Raw genomic sequence first — 20,236 nt, 5'->3', positions numbered from 1 at the left:
CAGGAAGGTAAAAGCACCAATCACATCCTTTAGCAGCAGTAGAACTATGAAAAAATACCTGTACCTCCTGCTGCTATTCTGCGGCGGAATTTCCTGTTACAAGACCAGTGCGATGGCACCGTCGTTCCCAGCCGACACCACGACTGCTATGAAAGGCAGCGAAAGTAGCGTGAAAAGCCTTATCCCAATACCAGTGGTATACTACACCCCTGACACCCGCCTTGGCCTGGGAGCCGCTGTTATTGGTATCATGCGCCTGAGGAGCCACACGGATTCCAGTTATACCCGCCTTTCCACTGCCCGCCTGTTAGCCGACTATACCCTAAACAAGCAAATGGACCAGCAACTGGAATGGAGCGTATTTACCCGGGAGGAAAAGTACCTGCTGCGCGGCGAGTTACGCCACCGGGTATATACCGACAGGTTTTATGGGATCGGGAACAGTACCCCCTTGGAAGACGAGGGCAGGTACAAATACTCTTATGTAAGCGCCAGGCTTGGTGGGTTGAAGAACCTGGGACATCATGTTTTTCTGGGGCTGGACTTTCTGTTAACCAATTACTATAACCTAAGCGCTGACTCCCTAAGTGAGGGCCGGGAAAGCCTTTTGCTGGCACAGCAGATTACGGGCTACAAAGGCGGCCTGAACAGTGGGGCAGGTTTGGTTCTTCTGTTCGACACCCGTGATAACACCGCTTTTGCCAGCAAGGGCACGCTCTTCGAAGTCTCTTTGTACAACTTTGGCAACATGCTGGGCGGAGACTTCGACTACCGGAACGTAAACCTGAACTTTAGCAAATACCTGGAACTGAAGCCCGGCCGGGTGCTGGCTTTCAACACGGTGTTAAACCTGAACAAGGGAGAGGTGCCGGTCATGCGTCTGGCCCCTGCGGGCGGCGATAAAATCCTGCGCGGTTATGCCCGCAACCGTTTTTTAGACGACAACTTTGTCGGTACCCAGGTCGAGTACCGTTTCCCCTTGTACCGTCGCTTCGGCCTGGCTGCCTTTGCCGGCTTGGGGGACGTGTTTGACCAGCCGTCGGATGTGCGTTTCTCTACCCTTAAATATTCTGTTGGCTCTGGGCTACGCTATGCCTTAAGCCAGGAGGAGAAACTGAACATACGAATCGATTTAGGCTACGGGCGCGAGGGTAGTAACTTCTATGTAGTAATCGGCGAGGCCTTTTAAGAGCAGGCTGTTAAACCAAGCTTTGTCATCGGGTCCCTTACTTGTCAACCTGTCCCCTGCTGGCTCTTACTTGAATCCTACTGTTGCTTTTACCTAATTATAGACACACCCTATAACATCATAAAATCAATCGATTTGATATATATAGTGGTTAGAAATACTTTTGAGACATCAACAACAGATAATCTCAACGCTTTTAACCATGAGTGATAAAGAAAGAAATACCCGCCTAACCACTGCCTCCGGCAAGCCTGTGTATGATTATGAAGACAGCCAGTCTGCTGGTCCGCGTGGCCCACTGTTACTGCAGGACTTCTTCCTGCACGAGAAACTGGCTCACTTTAACCGTGAGCGTATTCCCGAGCGCGTGGTGCATGCCAAAGGTTCCGGCGCTTACGGCACCTTCAAGGTAACACATGACATCACGAAGTACACCCGCGCTAAAGTATTCAGCGAGGTCGGGAAAGAAACCCGCGTGTTCCTGCGCTTTTCAACAGTAGGTGGCGAGAAAGGCAGTGCAGACAGCGAGCGCGACCCACGTGGCTTTGCCCTGAAGTTTTATACCGAGGACGGCAACTGGGACCTGGTAGGAAACAACACGCCTGTTTTCTTTATCAAAGACCCGAAGAAGTTCCCGGACTTTATCCATACACAAAAGCGTGACCCGTATACCAACTGTAAGAGCGCTACGATGGTGTGGGACTTCTGGAGCCTGAATCCCGAGAGCCTACACCAGGTGATGATCCTGATGAGTGACCGTGGCACCCCCCTCTCTTACCGCCATATGCATGGTTTTGGCAGCCACACCTTCTCTTTCATCAACGCAGAGAATGAGCGGGTATTCGTGAAGTTCCACTTCAAGACCCTCCAGGGCATTCAGAACTTTACCGACGAGGAGGCAACCCGCATGAAAGGCATAGACCCGGACCAGGCGCAGCGCGACTTGGTAGAGGCGATTGACAGAGGTGACTTCCCCCGCTGGGCGGTTAAAGTGCAGATTATGACCGAAGCAGAGGCCGCTACCTATAAGTGGAATCCATTCGACGTGACGAAAGTGTGGTCGCAGAAAGATTTCCCACTGATGGATGTGGGGGTGCTGGAACTGAATGAGAATCCGGATAACTACTTTGCGCACGTAGAGCAGTCGGCTTTTGCCCCGGCCCACATTGTAGACGGCATCGGCTTTTCGCCGGACAAAATGCTGCAGGGCCGCATCCTGGGTTACCCGGATGCCCAGCGTTACCGTTTAGGTGCGAATTATGAGCAGATCCCGGTAAACCGCTGCCCGTTCGCCGTAAACAACTACCAGCGTGATGGTGCCATGCGTGTGGATGGAAACGGCGGCAGCAAGCCCAACTACTTCCCGAACAGCTTCGATGACAGCTATGCGGATGAAAAGTACAAGCAGCCAGCAGAGCACCTGGGCCAGAACGTAGTGGCAGACTCTTTCGACCGTAATGCGGAAGGCGAAAACGACCACTACACACAGCCAGGTGACCTGTTCCGACTGATGACAGCAGAAGAGAAGCAAAACACGATCAAGAACATCGTGGGGGCCATGAAAGGCATCGGCGGACCGAAGCGCGACCTGATCATTAACCGTCAGCTATGCCACTTCTTCCGCGCCGATATCAGCCTTGGGCTAGGTGTCGCACAAGGACTGGGGGTAGACGTAACCGCACATACCGGAGGGTCTATGCAGCCCAGCGTATAATCCTGTTTTCCTTTTCCTGTTTTTTATACCCTAAGCAGCGCCGGAGTATTCCGGCGCTGCTTTTTTTGTGCCAGTGTATAAACCCTGCGTCCTTTTATAGAAAGATACGGAACTACAGCCTGAGATTAATTGTACTACTCTCTGAAACATGAAGACATGTTCATACCTATTATATAGCTAATATTTAAATTACATGAGTTCCTTAAAAGTACGGGTTGACCAGAAGAAGTTGGAAAGGGCCGCTTATGTACTGAAATGTGTAGCACACCCTGTACGCATTAGTATCATTGACCTTTTAGAACAACGCGAGCGCCTGACTGTAAGCCAGATACAGGAGGTGCTACAAATAGAGCAGTCGCTGCTGTCCCACCACCTCACCAATATGCGTGATAAAGGACTGGTGGATACGCAACGCCAGGGGAAGAACGTCCATTACTTCCTGACCGACACCAGCATCACCAACATTATAGATGTGATCAATGGCTCACAGGTTTTATAACAGCCATCGTATTTTGTATGAAAACCGCGTCTAATCCTGTAAATTAACAATCCGTAAAGCTTTGAGCTTTTACTTAAAAGAACAGTCGATTAAGAGCCCCCATGAAAAAGACACTCATTGCCGTAATGCTGGCCGGAGCAGCCTGGGCCTGCGCTGGTCCGCAACAACAGCCCCCTGTAGCTGTACAGCAACTTACTCCAGCCGAGTTTATTCAGGAGCGCATGAGCCGTAAAACAGTGTTGCTGGATGTGCGCACCCCAGAAGAGTATGCCACAGGGCACCTGGACGGGGCGGAGAATTCTGACTTTCGGGGCGGAGCGTTTGCGGAAGAGATGAAAGACTGGGACAAAGACAAAAAGTATTACCTCTATTGCGCCTCTGGCAACCGCAGCGGCAAAGCCGCTGAAATGATGCGACAGGCAGGTTTTAAGCATATTTATAATATAGGCGGCTATCCGGCTCTGAAAGAGGCAGGCGTACCGACTGAAGAAGGCTCGATTGCGCCATAGCCTTTCCGGTAACGTTCGTTGAAGCTTTTTTACCCGGTCCCGATCTTTTCTAAAAAGATCGGGACTTTTTGTTTTCCCTAAGGCAAGCCTCTTCGGTTTCGCCGACCGGAGCTTGTGTCTGTTTTCCGTCCTTTTCTCCTTGCAATATCCCTATATCCTGATGTAACTTAGGGCAGTATTGGAGAAAAAGACTGGGACATGCGCGTATTACACACATCAGACTGGCATCTGGGCCAGCGGCTCGTTAACCTCGAGCGCACAGAAGAGCACCAACATTTTTTAGACTGGTTGCTACAGACAATAGAACAAGAGCAGGTAGAGGTATTACTCATGTCCGGCGACGTGTTCGACAACGGCTCTCCCTCCAACACCGCCCTCCGGCAGTACTACAACTTCCTGACAAAAGTCTGCGCTACCTGCTGCAAGCATATCATTGTTACAGGCGGCAACCACGACTCCATCTCTACGCTCAATGCCCCGAAGGAATTACTGGAGTGCTTTAACATCCATGTCATCGGAGGGGCTAGCCCCGAACCGCTAGACGAGTTAATTGAAGTGAAGGATGAGCAAGGCCAGGTACAACTTGTTGTTTGCGCCGTGCCTTTTCTACGTGATCGTGATGTACGCCTGTCCGTGCCCGGCGAGAGTTTTGAGGAACGGGAAGCCCGTATCAAGCAAGGTATTGCCGCCCACTATGCCGCTTTTGTGCCGCACCTGGCTTCCTATAAGCGAGCAGCAGTACCAGTCGTAGCAATGGGGCACTTGTTTGCGGCAGGCGGTTCGGCCTCTGACAGTGAGAAAGAGATACACGTGGGCAACCTGGGCCAAATTGGGGCCGACCAGTTCCCCAAAGAGTTTGACTATGTGGCGCTAGGGCACCTGCACCGACCGCAGAAAGTAAATGGCAGCCACCATATCCGCTACTCTGGCTCTCCTATTCCCCTTAGCTTTAGTGAGGTGGCGGATAAAAAGGTCGTGTATGTCCTGGATTTTGAGGCAGGAAAGCTGGCAGACCTGCGGGAAATAGAAGTTCCCTGCTGCCGTAAGCTCATCCGTTTTAAAGGCTCCCTGGAGAAAGTAAAACAAGACCTGGCTACTTTCGATAACAGTGCCTTCGCCCTCACGGCATGGGCAGAGCTACAAGTAGAACTGGAAGCTGCCCTCCCCGACCTGAACCAACAAATAGAGGAAGTGCTTTCCCACAAACCCGAGCTGCAACTGCTTATCCACCGGCCACCCAGCATAAAGGCCACGCGCCAAGCTTTGGAGCAACAGGTACAGGAAGAAGCGGACTTGCACACCCTGCGCGAAAAAGAGGTGTTCCTGAAGCGCTGCGAAAGCGCCTTCCCTGAGAGTGACCACTCCGAACTGTTGACTACCTTTGCAGAACTACTGGAACTGATGGGCCAGGAGGACGCTGACCTGACAGCCTGACCGGGCTTAACCATTCAAAGAAAACAAAGCTGATCTTATAGGATTGGCTGTAGAGGCACATATATGGCTAACCTAACCGAAAAACTTATTTTCAGCTTCGGCGAATCGCTGTGGGACTGCCTGCCCGATGGCAGGCAGCCCGGGGGCGCTCCAATGAACATTGCCCTGCACCTGCACCGCTTGGGTGCTCCTGTCCGCCTGATCAGCCGCATTGGCGAGGATGCGCTCGGGCAGGAACTGGCAGACTACTTAAGGCAACACAGCCTCCACCTCGATTTCCTGCAAACGGACCCGATACATCCTACCGGCACGGTTGCCGTTACCCTGGCAGAAAATGGCGATGCGGCCTACGACATCGTGCAGCCAGTAGCCTGGGACTTTATTGCAGAAGAGGCTGCCCTACAAGCCGTAGAGCAAAACATGATCGTGTACAGCAGCCTGGCCTCCCGCAACGAGACGAGCCGTAATACTTTGCTCCACCTCCTCCCCCGCACCTCTTTCCGTGCTTTCGATCTTAATCTAAGGCCTCCATTTTATGACCAGGAACTGATCGAGACACTGGGCCGGAAAGCAGACCTGCTCAAGATGAACGGCGAGGAGTTTGCGCTACTGAAAGCATGGTACGGCGCAAAGGATGTAAGTGCGGAAGAAGCCCTGAAAAAAATCAGCACAGCACTGGAGAACCCGATGATTTGCGTTACAGCCGGTTCCGAAGGGGCCTGGCTGCTACAGGAGGGCCAGGTATATTTTCAGCCTGCCTTTAAAGTACAGGTAAAAGACACGATCGGGGCCGGCGATGCCTTCCTGGCAGCGCTTTTAAAGCAACTCCTGGAGAGCGCTCCCCCACAGCAATGCCTGCAGTACGCCTGTGCCGTAGGGGCCTTCGTCGCTTCCAAAGAAGGGGCTAACCCCGCCTATACGCCGCAAGACATAGATGCCATGCTCCGTTAGCAGCAAAGGCTTTCATACAAAAGAAGTCCATTAAAACAGGCTTTTCATTACCCTTACAAAACACGCTACTGTGAAGATCCTTTCCGTTCGCTTCCAAAACCTGAACTCGCTGAAAGGCGAGCATGAGATACGCTTTGATCAAAGCCCTTTAGCAGACGCTGGTTTATTTGCCATTACCGGCCCTACAGGTGCTGGCAAAACCACTATTCTGGATGCGATCACGGTCGGTTTGTACGGGCTGGTGCACCGCCACAGCAACGATAAGCCGCTGGAGCTAATGACACGCCACACAGCAGAGTCTTTCTCAGAGGTGGAGTTCGAGGCGAATGGCAAACGCTACCGCTCTAAGTGGCACCTGCGCCGTAGCCGCGGCAAGGTGAACGGCAACATACAGCCGGTGCACATGGAGCTATATAGCTTTGAGGAGGATTCCCTTTTCGATCTTAAGCCGAGCCAGGTACCGGACAAAGTAGCGGAGATTTGCGGACTGGACTATAACCAGTTCCTGCGCTCGGTAATGCTCTCCCAAGGGGATTTTGCGCGCTTCCTAAAGGCTAGTCCTAACGAGCGAAGTGGGCTTTTAGAACGCATCACAGATACAGGCATTTATTCCGAGATTTCAAAGTTTGCCTTTGAAAAAGCGAAAGCAGAACGCCTGAAGCGGGAGGACTTGGAGCGACGCCTGCAGGACAGCAAGCTACTGCCCGAAGCGCAACGACAGGCTTATGAACAAAGTGTCGCGAAGCTATTAGAACAGGAGAAAGGGCTTCAGAAAGAGGCGGATGATTTGCAGCTAAAATTGCAATGGCTACAGCAATTACAGCAGTTACAGGCAAAAAAACAGCAGCACCAGGAGGCCCTGCAAAAACAAGAGCAAACACTGGAGCAGCTAAAACCCGAGTTCCAGAAATTACAGCAACATGAGCAGGCGCATCAGTTTGTAGGCGAACTGGCTGAGATCCGGAGTGCCAACGGGAAACTAAGCGAAGTGCAGGAACAGCTCCTGACACTGGAGAAACAAATCCCTGCCCTCGAAACCGAACTGGAGTATGCTGGCAAAGTGGCGACAGAGGCAGGGAAAGGGCACCAGCAACAGGAGGAGGCCCTGCACAAACTGGAGCCCCTGCTGGAACAGGTCGTCAGACGCGACCATCAACTGCATACCCTGCGGGAAAACTATCAGCAGGACAAGGCCAATTACCTCAACTTTGAGGCGAGCCTGAAGCAGGACCAGGCGCTGCTACAGGAAAAGGAACAGGAACTGGAAAAGCTGACAGGAGAGGCTGGCAACATCAAAACCTGGCTGGAGGAAAATGCCCGCCTGACGGATCTGAAAGAGCACCTGCCGGAGTTCCGGCAAACACTAAAAGACCTTCAGGAAGCCGAACAGCGCATCGCTAAAAACAAACAGGAGCAACAGGAGCTACTAAAGCAACAGCAACAGGAAGCTGAACAGGCCAAAAAGCTGCAGCAAAGCCAGCAAGAACAGACTGCCCGACAGGATACCTTACAGCAACAACGCCAGGATAAGCTGCAGCAACTGCAGGCCCTGCTAACCTCTAAAAGCATGGAAGAGTTGGAGCAGGCAGCACAGGCCCAGCCAGCCCTTGTCGCCCGTTTAGAGCGCATGCAGGAGTTGGCTCAACAGTATGCGGTACAGCAACGAAAGCTTAAGGGCCTGCAAGAGCAACTTAAAGCGTACAAAGACCAAATAGAAGGCCAGACAAAGCTGCTGGAAACCACCCGGCAAAAACAGAAAGAGGGTGCAGCCCATTTAGAAGCCCTGCAGAAAGTAGTGCAGCTACAGGAGCAGATACAGCAGTTTGAGGCAGCGCGCCACGCCCTGCAGCCGGAGGAGCCCTGCCCCCTTTGCGGGTCGGAGCACCACCCTTTCGTAGAGAAAGGCCTTGCCGTGAATCTACCCGCAGAAGTGCAGAAGCGGGATAAGCAACAGCTTCTCGTGAAAGAACTGGAGCAAACCATACAGGACACACAACTGCACCTAAACACTCTACAGCAAAAACAGGAAGTAAGCTTAAGTGCCCAAACCGAAGCGGAAAACGAAGTAAAGCGCCTGCAAAATACCTTTGAGCAAGTCGCAGCAGGTATCACAGAAACCGTCAACCTGGAGGATACAGACCAACTTGCCGCCTTATTAAATGCACAGCAACAGAAAGCGAGCCTCTTACAGCAGCAGCTATTACAAGGGCGCAACATTAGCCGGGAACTAGATGCACTTAACCAACAGCTACAGGCATTACGCGAAGAGCAGGTAAAAGCACAGGTGCAGGCGGGGCATCTGGACCAGTCAGGAAAGCTGCTTCAAACTCAGCTGCAGCGGTTAGAGGCAGCCTTGCAGGATGAGCAGGAGCAACGCCAGGCACACACGGAAATGGCGGAGTCGTTCGCCGCTACCTATGCGTTAAAATTTACCACAGAAGCCAAGCAGGAGCTACTGCAAACACTAGAGCATGCAGCAAAGGCCTATGCACAAAAGCAGCAGGCGTTGGCAGACATGCGTGATAGGTATGTCGCGCTAAAAGAGCAGGTGAAGCACCAAAAAGATAAGGTTGGGGAGAAAGGGAAAGAGCTTACAGGGCTACAGGAAGTGCTAAAGCAGACACACGAGAAGTTAAATACCCTAAAGGCAGAACGCATACAGCTGTTTGGCGACAAAGATCCACAGAAAGAGCGACAGCTGGCCCAGCAGGAGTTACGGGCACGCGCAAAGCAGGCCGAAGAGGCACGTGCCCATCTGCAGCAAAAACAACAGCAGCTAAAAGAGGCGCGGGAACGGCAAAAAGAGTGCTCCCTTGCTCATAAAAAAAACAAAACAGCTCTGGATGAATTGCGCGATGGCCTGCTACAGGTACTGCAGCAGAAAGGCATAGCGACCATCGAGACCCTTAGCCAGATGCTGCTCGACCGCGATGAGGCAGACCGCCTGGCGAATAAAAAGGCACAGGTGGAAAAGCACCTGACCGAGCTACGCAAGAGCCTGAGCGATGTGCGACAGGAATTAGAGACGACACAGGCAAAGCAATTAACGAAGGCGAGTGCTGATGAGTTGCAGGAAGTACATGCAGCGAAAACAAGGGAACAACGAGAGCTAATCGAACAACGTGCCCGGCAACAACAGCTGCTGGAACAGGATGCGCAACAACGCGAGAAAAACAAAGAACTAGCCGAGCAACTCCAGACGCAACAGCAGGTGTGTAACCGTTGGAGCCAACTGTCAGATCTCATTGGTTCTTCAGACGGAAACAAGTTCAGCCGCTTCGCACAGGGACTTACCCTTGCCCGACTCGTAGAATTGGCTAACCGCCACCTGCAGAAGCTCAACGACCGCTACCGCATTCAGAAATCATCAGAAGAAGACCTGGAGTTGCTGATCGTGGATACCTACCAGGCCGAAGCCATTCGCCCTATGAACACCCTGTCCGGGGGCGAAAGTTTTTTGGTGAGCCTGGCATTGGCACTCGGCCTTTCCGACCTGGCGGGCCGCCGCACGCAGATCAACTCCCTGTTCATCGACGAAGGCTTCGGTACCCTGGATGCGGATACTTTGGACGCTGCCATTTCAACATTAGAGAACCTGCAGGCCAGCGGCAAGATGATCGGCATTATCTCGCACGTAGAAGCTCTAAAAGAAAGGATTAGCGCGCAGATACGGGTGCAGAAACAAGCGGGAGGTGTGAGTAAGGTTGAGGTTGTCGGGTGGTAAAAAGGATCATGTACAACTTATAGCTAACTGGCCCTTTATTGATTAAAGTATTGTAATTGCGGCTCAAACAGGCTTTACAGTAACTTCAGCAGTTTTGATTCTCTGCAAATTTTCACCTCGCCAGCGGGGCCTTAATTTCTCCTTAGTGAGAATCGAGAGTCCCTACCCCAGGCGTGGAGCACAAAGACAAACACTATGAAAAAGGATAAGGCTAGGGATCAGCCTTAATGACGCCAGCTCAGACAGAGAGCATTGAATATCTCAAACTTCTCTTACTCTAAAAGAATTGCACAAAAGACTTCCACTAAAAGTTAATATGCTACAACCGCTAGCTCTACAAGTTAGCATTATCATATTTCCCTAATGAAAGGAACAAAATCAGGGCATTTTCCCTTTACAAAGGTGCTATTCATCCAATAGTTAAGCTGTGTTATTGGAAAAAGCCTTATTTTAGCTGATCAAACTAACCTAATCAAATCTAACCCGCTTATGAGTCAGACACTCTACCGCACGAAAGGGCGATGGAAAAAGTCGTTGCTTGTACTTTGCACACTCGGGCTACTGTCAGGTCCTGCTATAGCGCAGGATGGTGCCAAAGCCGAGAAAGACAAAGACAAGAAAGAGAAAAAAGACCTGCCTTTGGAGGCTGGTCGCAAAGTAAAGATCAACACCACAGAGGGATCCTGGCTGGCCCTGGACATAAGTCCGGATGGTAGCAAGATCATCTTCGATATGCTGGGCGACCTGTACCTGCTGCCAATCAAAGGTGGCAAGGCCGAGCAACTTACCTCGGGTATGGCCTTCGACACACAGGCCAAATTCAGCCCGGATGGCAAGTCTATCGTGTTTATCTCTGACCGCAGTGGTTCTGACAATGTCTGGACCATGGACCTGGCTACGAAAAAGCCAAAGCAGATCAGCAAGAGCACCAACGAAAACTACCAGTCAGCGGAGTGGACGCCGGACGGGGAATATCTGATCGCCTCCAAAGGACGCCGTAACTTGAAACTGCACCTCTACCATAAAGACGGGGGAAGTGGCGCCCAGCTTATCAGCAAGCCCGAGAACCTGAAGACCGTAGAGCCTGCCTTCGGGAAGGACAGCCGCTATGTGTGGTTCTCGCAGCGTAACAGCGCCTGGAATTATAACGCACAGCTGCCACAGTACCAGCTGGCAACATTCGACCGTGAAACAGGCGAAGTAGACACCCGCACCTCCCGTTATGGCTCTGCCTTCACTCCTACCCTGTCGCCGGACGGCAACTGGCTGGTGTACGGTACCCGCCATAACGATAACACAGGCCTTATTGCACAGAACCTGAAGACAGGCGAGGAAAAGTGGCTGGCTTACCCGGTACAGCGTGATGAGCAGGAGTCGATCGCCCCACTAGGGGTGTTGCCGGCCATGTCATTCACTCCGGATAGCAAAGAGCTTATTGCTTCTTATGGTGGTAAAATCTATCGCCTGCCTGTAGCAGGTGGCCCTGCCAAAGAAATTCCTTTTGAGGTAAACACCGAGATAGAGGTAGGTCCGAAACTGGACTTCAAATTCCCGATCAAGGACGACAAGATGATGACCGTGACGCAGATTCGCGATGCGGCTGTGTCGCCAGACGGGAAGCAGGTTGCCTTTACAGCACTGGATCGCTTGTACGTGATGGATTACCCGAATGGTACACCTAAGCGCCTGACAGATGCAGATTATACAGAGGCACAGCCTGCCTGGTCACCAGACGGGAAGTACCTGGCCTATGTGACCTGGAGTGAGCAGGAAGGCGGGGCTATTTACAAGCTGAATGCCAATGGCAAAGGCAAACCAACTAAACTGACAGAAGAGAAGGGTATTTTCCAGGAGCCGGTGTGGTCACCAAACGGCGACAGGATCGTATTTGCCAAGGGCTCAGCCCAGGCCTACCGCGAAGCGACCGGCCCAGGTGCTTTCGCCTCCCGCCAGAGCATTAACTGGATACCGGCCAAAGGCGGACAAAGCACTTTTGTAACCACTGCCGATGCAGGTGCCAACCCGCACTTTGTAAAAGGCGATGACCGTATTTACCTCTACAACTCAAAAGACGGCCTGATCTCCCTGCGTTGGGACGGCACCGACAAGAAGTCTTATGTAAAGGTAAAAGGCATCACGACTTTCGGCTCTTTCGCTGACATTGTGGAAGAGGAGATGCACCTGAACATGCACTTAACAGAGCGCGCTCCGGAAGAGAAAGCCTCTGTGGCTGCCACGGTTATCAAAGCCCCTGTTGGAGATAAGGCCCTGGCGCTTATCAACAACGAGATTTACGTGGTGACGATCCCGGTGATCGGTGGTGAGACACCCACTATCTCTGTAGCTGACGTAGCGAAATCGCAGTTCCCAAGCTGGAAGCTAACTGAAATTGGCGGACAGTTCCCAAGCTGGTCTGCAGATGGCAAAACCATATACTGGTCTATCGGGAATGGCTTTTTCGCCTATAACCTGAACGAAGCTATCGCGAAGCAGGCAGAACTGGACGAGAAGAAAAAAGCCAAAGAAGAAGCCAAGAAAGCAGCTAAGACTGAGAATGGCGAAGCAGCCAAGGCAGACAGCACTGGAACAGAAGCTGTGAAGCTGGAAGGCTATAAACCTGTCGAGACGAAGATTGCGATCAAGGTGCCACGCGACATCCCGCAAGGCACGATCCTGCTACAGGGAGCGCGTGTGATCACTATGAATGGGGATGAGGTGATTGAGCAGGGCGATATCCTGATCGAGAACAACCGCATCAAAGCAGTTGGCCCAACAGGAACTCTGAATGCTCCAAAAGGAGTGAGTGTAGTGGACGTAAAAGGCAAGACCATCACCCCTGGCTTTATAGATACACATGCACACATGTGGCCGCGTTGGGGCGTACATACGAATCAGGTATGGATTTATGCTGCTAACCTGGCTTACGGCGTGACCACCACCCGCGACCCACAGACTGCGACCACCGACGTTTTGACGTATGGTGACATGGTGGATGCCGGTAAGATGATCGGACCGCGTGTGTACTCTACTGGCCCAGGCGTTGGCTATTGGTCTTATAACCTGAAGAGCCTGGAGCACACCAAGCAGGTGCTGAAGCAGTACTCCGAGTACTACAACACGAAGACCATCAAGATGTACCTGGTGGGTAACCGCCAGCACCGTCAGTGGATCATCATGGCGGCGAAAGAACAAGGCTTGTTGCCGACTACCGAAGGCGGCCTGGACTTTAAACTGAACATGACGCAAGCCATCGACGGTTACCCAGGTCATGAGCACTCCTTCCCGATCTACCCACTTTACAAGGATGTGGTAGAGTTTGTAACAAAAACGCAGATGGCCTACACCCCTACCCTGCTGGTAGCCTATGGCGGTCCTTGGGCGGAGAACTACTATTATGCCACGGAGAACGTGAACGGAGATAAGAAGCTGAACTACTTCACGCCAAAGTTTGAGCTAGATGCCAAATCACGACGCAGACCAGGCTGGTTCATGAAAGAAGAGCACATCTTCCCGCGTCACGCAGAGTTTGTGAATGACCTGGTAAAAGCAGGTGGTCTGGCAGGCGTTGGGTCTCACGGACAGCTACAAGGGCTGGGTTACCACTGGGAGCTGTGGTCTATTCAGTCTGGTGGCATGGAAAACCTTGATGCCCTGAAAGTAGCGACAATTTTAGGTGCGAAATCTTTAGGCCTGGACGGTGACTTAGGTTCCATTGAGAATGGCAAGTTGGCTGACCTGGTGATCATGGACGAGAACCCGCTGGAGAACATCCGCAACTCCAACACCATCAAATACGTGATGCGCAACGGCCGTCTGTACGACGCGAACACACTGGATGAACTGGCACCAACCAAGCGCAAAGCGCCGGCTTTTGAGTGGCACAGCGCCACACCGGTAGGTGTTCCTGGTATTCAGGAGTAACAACACAGATAACAGTCAACAGAAAATCCCCGCCACCTGGTGGGGATTTTTCTTTTGCCCTTTCTTAAAACAAACAGCATCAGGCAAACAATATGTTAGGCAACCTCCGTATTCAGTAATGAATCACAAGCTACAGACTATGAAAAGACTCGTTTATACCTTATTCTTTCTGATTGCACTTTCCCTGGCTAGCGTCTCCTGCGGCCAGCAGGAAGTGGAGGAAGCCGACGAGGCAGAAGGCCCCGATATTCCTGTTTCAGCGGAGCACCCGCGTGCCCCCACCGTAGCCCCTACCCGACCCGATACGGACATGGACCCTGATGTGCAGGACTCCCTGGAGGTAAGAGAGGGAGAAGAAGCGCCTGTTATGGAATAAACAGTTTTAAGAACACCAGCTGCTATGTTCGAAGCCCCTGTTTAACAGCAAGGGGTTTTTCTTTTAAGGCCATACAAAAAGAGCTGGCAGCCTCTGTTTTTCCTCCAGAGCCTGTGTACTTTTGTACTTACAGTAATCTTATAAATGAAGAAGTACACCCATTTATTACTTGTTGTCCTTATCATGGCGGGCTCCTGCCAACAGGACAAAGGAGAGGCAAAGGAGCAGTTCCGCGAACGGCAGCAGGCCATTCTGGAAAAAGAGACAGAGGAGATAGAGCAGCCAGAACCAGGCTCAGCAGCCATTCCAACAGAGCCAGTGCCTCCGCAACAGGAAGACCCGAGGGAGGAAAGACCTTCCACAGTGGCAGGAGACAAGGTGATTGGGATAAAGGATGGCGATACGATTGAACTACTCCGTAATGGGCAAGCTGTAACAGTCCGCTTGTATGGCGTAGACACGCCAGAGAAAACACAGGCTTTTGGGCAGCGGGCCCGCCAGTACACTTCCGACCTGGCCTTCGGCAAGAACGTACGCCTGATCGCTCATAACACAGATCGCTATGGCCGCACCGTGGGCACAATCATTTTACCGGATGGCCGAAGCCTGAACGAGGAACTCGTCCGTAACGGCTACGCCTGGCACTACAAAGCCTACTCAAAGGACAAAAACCTGGCAAACCTGGAGGCAGACGCCCGTCGATTCAAGCGCGGGCTCTGGCAGGACGCCAACCCGGTGGCTCCTTGGGATTATCGGAAGGAGAAGCGAAGCGGCGGAAGCACGGATCCCAAAACCGAAACAGCATCGGCACAGGCTCCCATACCAACTGGAGCCACCAAACGCACCGTCTACATCTGTAACAGCTCTGGCTCTAACGTCTACTATTACAATAGGGACTGCTATTCACTGAAGCGCTGTAAAGCCGAAGTGATTGCAGTAAGCGAGGCCGTTGCTATTCGCGAGTATGGCCGCCGCCCGGACAAAACGTGCGGAAAGTAAGCCCTAAAGTCCTTATCTTTGGTTTTACCCAAGATTTAAAGACAGATGCATTTCACCCTACCTTCTACTGTTAGTAAAACGTTTAAATATTCCCTGCTTCTTTTTACCTGTAGCACCCTCTTCTCCTGCCAGCCAAAAACAGAAGAGGCAACAAGTGCTGCTGCTGGCACAGAAGCCCCTGCAGAAGCGGCTGTCGCCGCTGTGGAGCCAAGGCCTGCGCCGGATTTCTTTTATGTGCCACAGGAAATGATGGAGAAGCGCGTGTGGATCTGTGAAGATGGCGTTGCGGATATCTTCCATGTGCAGCACGATTGCCCGGTACTACTGGAGTGCAAAGGCAAGGGCTCTTTCCGTAACCTGCCCCTGATCAAGGCCATTGAAACTTATGGCCGTTACAATTGCCTGGTATGCAGTGAAGACCTGGGCCATATCTTTGATGAAGATGCCGTGCGGGACATGTAACAATCAGTAAGACCGTCCAGCAAAAAGTGGGCTTTGGTGAAAACCAGGTCCACTTTTTTATTAAGCCTTCTTGCCATGCAGCACCAGCAAGGGCACTTCCGCCTGGTACGTCATCTTTTCGGCAAGGCTCTGTGTAAACAGCTCTCTCAGAAAGCCCTTTTTCTTTCGCACAATAGCCAACACGTCGCCCCCAGTCTCTTTATAGTATGCCTTCAGCCCCTCGGCGCGATGCCTGTTATGCACTTCGTGGAACGTAAGGGGCACCCCCGGAAACTGATGCTGCAGCTCTTTCCAGAAAGCCTCCGCCTTCTCATGATCTTCCTCCGACTTTACCACGTGTACCACTTCTATCTCCGCACTGAAATAACTCCCTAACTCCACTACTTTTCCCAGGGCCACCTGGTCCTCCTTGCTGTAGTCTGAGGCATAAATGATCTTTTCTATCTTTGGAGACGTGCCGGTTGCAGGAATAGAAAGCACCGGGCACTCCACTTCTTCTATGATCGTCTCCGTGTTACTGCCAATCAAGAGTTCCTCAAGCGTATTGTCGCGCCCCGTGGTCCCCATCACGATCAGGTCATACCCTTCCTCTGCGGTTAACTGCTCTGTGATGTCCGTAAGAAGCGCCTCTTTCAGGATGTAGTCGCAGGTAAACTCACCGTCCCGGTTTGCCCCATACTTCTCTTCCAGGTGACGGCATATAGCCTGTAACTGCTCGGCGGCATCGCGCATCTGCTCCCCCAGCAGTTCGCTAGCCACCATAGCTGTTTCGGACGTATCAACGATTGGCAGGTGTATCACATGCACTAACGACAGGTGCGCCCCCGCATGCTGTGCAATGTACACAGCATAATCAATCGCCTTTCCCGAGGTAGCAGAGAAGTCAGTGGGACATAGTATCTTTCTCATACGGTTGTTGTGTTGTCTGATCTACTTCACAAGTATATCACTATTTTACTATGTATACGTAATTTTATAAAAAATACTAATAATTTTTTTTAGAGAATTAACAACAACAGCCTCTATTGCTAATTTTAAGGGGTTACTAAACCGAAGGTTTGTACAAGTACCACAATCATTCAAAAAGGAAAGAGCTCTTGAGTAGGACTACAGGCGCTACAGTTACAAGAGGTGCATTTGTAAGATAAAGGGAACGCTTCTGCCTGCATCTTTCGTGAAGAAATGGTATTAAAAGTAAAAGCCCCGGCAAGCCTTTTAAAGGTCTGCCGGGGCTTTGTCCCTGTACGTGTCGAGAACGCTAACTTAACTCCTTCACCTCTTTCCAGGTCCAATGCTGCTTCGGGGAGATGCCTGCGTAGGCCTCGCGGTAAAAGTGCAGGACTTCTGCCTTGAACTGCCCTACAGGGATGGAAGAAGAATAGATTTCCCGCTCTGTCGGGTTATCGTATGCTTCAGACCGGCTCAGCCCTGACCCCTCTAAACGCAAGAGGGGCCCTGTTTCAGTAACAGCATCATGTGTCCACAAGCGACCAGAGGTTTCCAGGGCATTCAGGCGCTCTGCCAGTGGGGCCATGCTCAGGCGGGGCAAAGTTGGGCGCGTGGCGATGTCGACCCACGTGGTGTACTTGTACTCTAGTTCATAGCGGTTTTGCTCATAGCAGGTCAGTACCATATCAAAGCCCTGGGTACGACTGAACAGCGCGTAATAATGCAGCGGATGTGGTGTTTGAACGATCACCAAGCCAACGTCTGGGTAACGTTCGATTTTAGTGTCCGGCTTGTACATGTCCCGATAGCCGAGGAGCACACTTGCCACCTCATCCTCCCAGGCGCCTTTCTCCCAATCCGGGTCCTTCAACACAGCGTTAAACTCCCGTAAAAAGTACCGGAACTTCTGGGCGCACTGGGCGGCTTCCTTCTCCTCCATCTCATCCGCGGCAAAGGGTTTGTAGAATAGCTCCCGCTCTTTGGCATTAATCCAGCACACCAATTTCAGGGCCTCCCCTGCCAGCGGATGGTTCAGGTCCAGCTCCCGGAAATCTCCGATTAGGGCCATCTGCCGTAACAGTTCCTCGTTTTCCAAAGCCAGTGCCGGGTTCAGCAAGGCCCACACCCCCACAAAACCGTCTATATCGAAATGGTTGGCTGTTACATAAGGTAAGTCGAGCGAGGGCAGGCCCTGTCGTAAAGCGTTCAGGACAATTGCTGCACTCGTGTCATCCCGTATTTCAGCAGGAGTTGGCGCCCCCTTCCAGTGTGATAGCATCACCCCGTTCGGGTGCGTGCTGTCTACCACAATGGCTTTCTTTTTCTTGACCTCTGAGAAAGGTATAAACTGTCTTTTCTGCATGCCTAAAGTTGCGTACCTAAGGCTTAAGACGCAAGGCTTTTTGTCTTTGTTAGCCCCAATTACCGTAAAGCAGGGCAGCTAATTCGCTAACAGAGGAAGCACAGCCTACTAGTGGCGGCCCTTTCGCTGTTTAATTTCTTATGCATAATTCATAATTTGCCGCCATGGCTCTAAAAGACATCTACGCAACCTCCCTTTCACTGCTGACAGACCTGTACCAACTCACGATGGCCTATGGCTACTGGAAAAGCGGGAAGGCAGAACAGGAGGCCGTTTTTCACCTGTACTTCCGCAAAAACCCTTTTACGGGAGGCTACACCATTGCCGCTGGCCTGGAACACGTGGTGCAGTACTTACAGGACCTGCGTTTCCGGGACGAGGACCTGGCCTACCTGGCCAGCCTGAAAGGAAGCCAGGGACAGCCTTTGTTTGAACAGGGCTTCCTGGATTACCTGCGTAACATGGAGTTTTCCTGTAGTGTAGATGCCGTTCCGGAAGGGACTGTGGTGTTCCCGAGCGAGCCACTGATTCGGGTAACAGGGCCACTCCTGCAGGCACAGCTCATCGAGACTCCCTTGCTTACCATCCTTAACTTTCAGACCCTCATCGCCACCAAGGCAGCGCGTATTGTGGACGCAGCCAAAGGCGACCAGGTAATTGAGTTTGGGATGCGCCGGGCACAGGGAATAGACGGGGCGCTGTCTGCCGCACGGGCCGCTTATATTGGGGGTGTGAGTGCGACGTCTGACCTCCTTGCCGGGCAGCACTATAATATTCCCGTGCGCGGCACACATGCCCATAGCTGGGTACAGGCCTTCGACTCAGAGGAAGAGGCGTTCGAAGCCTACGGAGACGCCTTCCCGCAGGACACCGTCTTTTTAGTGGATACTTATGACACGTTGGAGGGTGTCAAGAAAGCGATTTCTACGGCTCAGAAGCTGGGGCCGAAAGGTTTTAAACTCGGTGGCATTCGCCTTGACTCCGGAGACCTTACCTACCTGAGCGTGGAGGCACGCAAGCTGCTGGATGCAGCAGGCTTCACAGACACGAACATTGTGGCCAGCAACGACCTGGACGAACGCCTGATCACCCACTTAAAGCAGGAAGGGGCAAAAATCAACGTATGGGGCATCGGCACCAAAATGGTAACCGCCTACGACCAACCGGCATTGGGAGGCGTGTACAAGCTGGCAGCACTCCGTACAGAGCAAGGGGACTGGGAATATAAGATAAAGCTATCGGAGCAACTGGTAAAAACCTCTAACCCCGGAAAACTGCAGGTGCGCCGTTATATGGATGACTCCGGCTATATGGCTGACATGATCTATAACCAACTGGAAAGCCTGCCGGATCACCTCCGGATCGTGGACCCATTGGACAGCACGCGCCGCAAGAGCATTGCACCCGACACTAAATACAAGGAGTTACTCGTGCCAGTGTTCGAGCAAGGAAAGTTAACGTACACGCTGCCAGACCTGCAGAGCATACAGGCCACGGCCAAAGAAGAGCTGAGTAAGCTGCACGAAAGTATCCGCCGTTACCTGAACCCGCACAGCTATCCTGCGGGTCTGGAGGAAAGCCTGCACCACTATAAAACAGCGCTTATTCTGAAGCTACGAAATGAATAATCCTGCATCGCTCCACTTGATTCTGATCATTCGGCGCTTACTTTCTTTTTCCCCTTCCTCTGCGGTTGGAGATTCGCTCGATACGTTTGCCACGTACCCACTTCAGGTATTTTTGAAGCGGCTCTGCTTCTTGCAAGGCAGGAATGGAGTTGTATTGGGTAGCCAGGTCCCGGTTAGAAAATGTAAGGTGTAAGGTGCTGTGGCAAGGCTGGCAAAGGTCGGCAGTAGCACCGTAGCGTCCTCCCTCCTCTCGTGGAACCAAGTGATGCCGCGAGAGGCTCTGCACCTCTCTGCCACACAGCTCGCATACTAGTTCTTCCTTGCTTTTCACCATCCCCTTTTACTCTTTATACCCTCTATAGAACAACAGTAGGGAGCTGAGAGTTTGAAATTTCGTCTAGTTGCTTACCCTTCTTTGAGAGCTTTTGACAGCAGCCTTGTTTTCTGCTTTAAGAGCTAACTCTAGCCCTTAAAGCAGAAGAGGTATGACTACAAGCCACACCTCTTCTGTCAGTTTAT

15 protein-coding genes are annotated in these 20,236 nt (G+C 52.0%); 12 read left to right on the top strand and 3 right to left on the bottom strand.

Annotation, left to right across the window (positions count from 1 at the left end; all coding sequences use genetic code 11):
* The first annotated feature begins 46 nt into the window (after positions 1-46).
* The 11 genes from CHB92_RS21930 to CHB92_RS21880 all read left to right on the top strand — a co-directional run bounded on the left by CHB92_RS21930 (position 47) and on the right by CHB92_RS21880 (position 15,778).
* Positions 47-1,189 (top strand): BamA/TamA family outer membrane protein, encoded by a 1,143-nt coding sequence (locus CHB92_RS21930; RefSeq protein WP_245842807.1) that lies wholly within the window; start codon positions 47-49, stop codon positions 1,187-1,189.
* A 202-nt stretch (positions 1,190-1,391) separates the two neighbouring features.
* Entirely contained in the window at positions 1,392-2,903 is a 1,512-nt protein-coding gene (locus tag CHB92_RS21925) for a catalase (protein WP_089321387.1), read from the top strand.
* A gap of 193 nt (positions 2,904-3,096) precedes the next feature.
* Positions 3,097-3,402, top strand: a complete 306-nt coding sequence (locus CHB92_RS21920) for an ArsR/SmtB family transcription factor (RefSeq protein WP_089321386.1) — start codon at positions 3,097-3,099, stop codon at positions 3,400-3,402.
* Positions 3,403-3,503: 101 nt separating this feature from the next.
* Positions 3,504-3,911 (top strand): rhodanese-like domain-containing protein, encoded by a 408-nt coding sequence (locus CHB92_RS21915; protein ID WP_245842805.1) that lies wholly within the window; start codon positions 3,504-3,506, stop codon positions 3,909-3,911.
* A gap of 198 nt (positions 3,912-4,109) precedes the next feature.
* On the top strand, positions 4,110-5,345 hold the full coding sequence (locus CHB92_RS21910; protein WP_089321385.1) for an exonuclease SbcCD subunit D C-terminal domain-containing protein: 1,236 nt from the start codon (positions 4,110-4,112) through the stop codon (positions 5,343-5,345).
* A gap of 63 nt (positions 5,346-5,408) precedes the next feature.
* Positions 5,409-6,296 (top strand): carbohydrate kinase family protein, encoded by an 888-nt coding sequence (locus CHB92_RS21905; protein ID WP_089321384.1) that lies wholly within the window; start codon positions 5,409-5,411, stop codon positions 6,294-6,296.
* A gap of 70 nt (positions 6,297-6,366) precedes the next feature.
* Positions 6,367-10,020 carry an AAA family ATPase gene (locus tag CHB92_RS21900; protein ID WP_089321383.1) on the top strand — a complete coding sequence of 1,218 codons (3,654 nt, stop codon included), beginning with the start codon at positions 6,367-6,369 and terminating at the stop codon, positions 10,018-10,020.
* A gap of 489 nt (positions 10,021-10,509) precedes the next feature.
* Entirely contained in the window at positions 10,510-13,941 is a 3,432-nt protein-coding gene (locus tag CHB92_RS21895; RefSeq protein WP_089321382.1) for an amidohydrolase family protein, read from the top strand.
* A 139-nt stretch (positions 13,942-14,080) separates the two neighbouring features.
* A complete protein-coding gene (locus tag CHB92_RS21890) occupies positions 14,081-14,317 on the top strand; it encodes a hypothetical protein (RefSeq protein ID WP_089321381.1) in 237 nt (78 codons plus the stop codon).
* Between the two features lie 144 nt (positions 14,318-14,461).
* Positions 14,462-15,316 carry a thermonuclease family protein gene (locus CHB92_RS21885; protein ID WP_089321380.1) on the top strand — a complete coding sequence of 285 codons (855 nt, stop codon included), beginning with the start codon at positions 14,462-14,464 and terminating at the stop codon, positions 15,314-15,316.
* A 45-nt stretch (positions 15,317-15,361) separates the two neighbouring features.
* Positions 15,362-15,778: a hypothetical protein gene (locus CHB92_RS21880; RefSeq protein WP_089321379.1), complete on the top strand. Its 417-nt coding sequence runs from the start codon at positions 15,362-15,364 to the stop codon at positions 15,776-15,778.
* Between the two features lie 60 nt (positions 15,779-15,838).
* Here CHB92_RS21880 and CHB92_RS21875 read toward each other — a convergent pair whose 3' ends face one another.
* On the bottom strand, positions 15,839-16,687 hold the full coding sequence (locus CHB92_RS21875; protein WP_089321378.1) for a universal stress protein: 849 nt from the start codon (positions 16,685-16,687) through the stop codon (positions 15,839-15,841).
* Positions 16,688-17,036: 349 nt separating this feature from the next.
* On the bottom strand, positions 17,037-18,089 hold the full coding sequence (locus CHB92_RS21870) for a DUF6687 family protein (protein ID WP_089321377.1): 1,053 nt from the start codon (positions 18,087-18,089) through the stop codon (positions 17,037-17,039).
* Positions 18,090-18,253: 164 nt separating this feature from the next.
* Between CHB92_RS21870 and CHB92_RS21865 the strand changes: the two genes are divergently transcribed.
* Positions 18,254-19,717, top strand: coding sequence for a nicotinate phosphoribosyltransferase (locus CHB92_RS21865; RefSeq protein WP_089321376.1), 1,464 nt, complete (start codon positions 18,254-18,256; stop codon positions 19,715-19,717).
* A gap of 37 nt (positions 19,718-19,754) precedes the next feature.
* Here the strand turns inward: CHB92_RS21865 and CHB92_RS21860 are convergent, their stop codons facing one another.
* Entirely contained in the window at positions 19,755-20,051 is a 297-nt protein-coding gene (locus CHB92_RS21860) for an HNH endonuclease family protein (protein ID WP_089321375.1), read from the bottom strand.
* Between the last annotated feature and the right edge of the window lie 185 nt (positions 20,052-20,236).

It is taken from the genome of Pontibacter ummariensis, from assembly GCF_900188175.1.
Lineage (GTDB): Bacteria > Bacteroidota > Bacteroidia > Cytophagales > Hymenobacteraceae > Pontibacter > Pontibacter ummariensis.
Note: the sequence above shows the minus strand (reverse complement) of the source record. Positions and strands in the feature narration are given on the sequence as shown.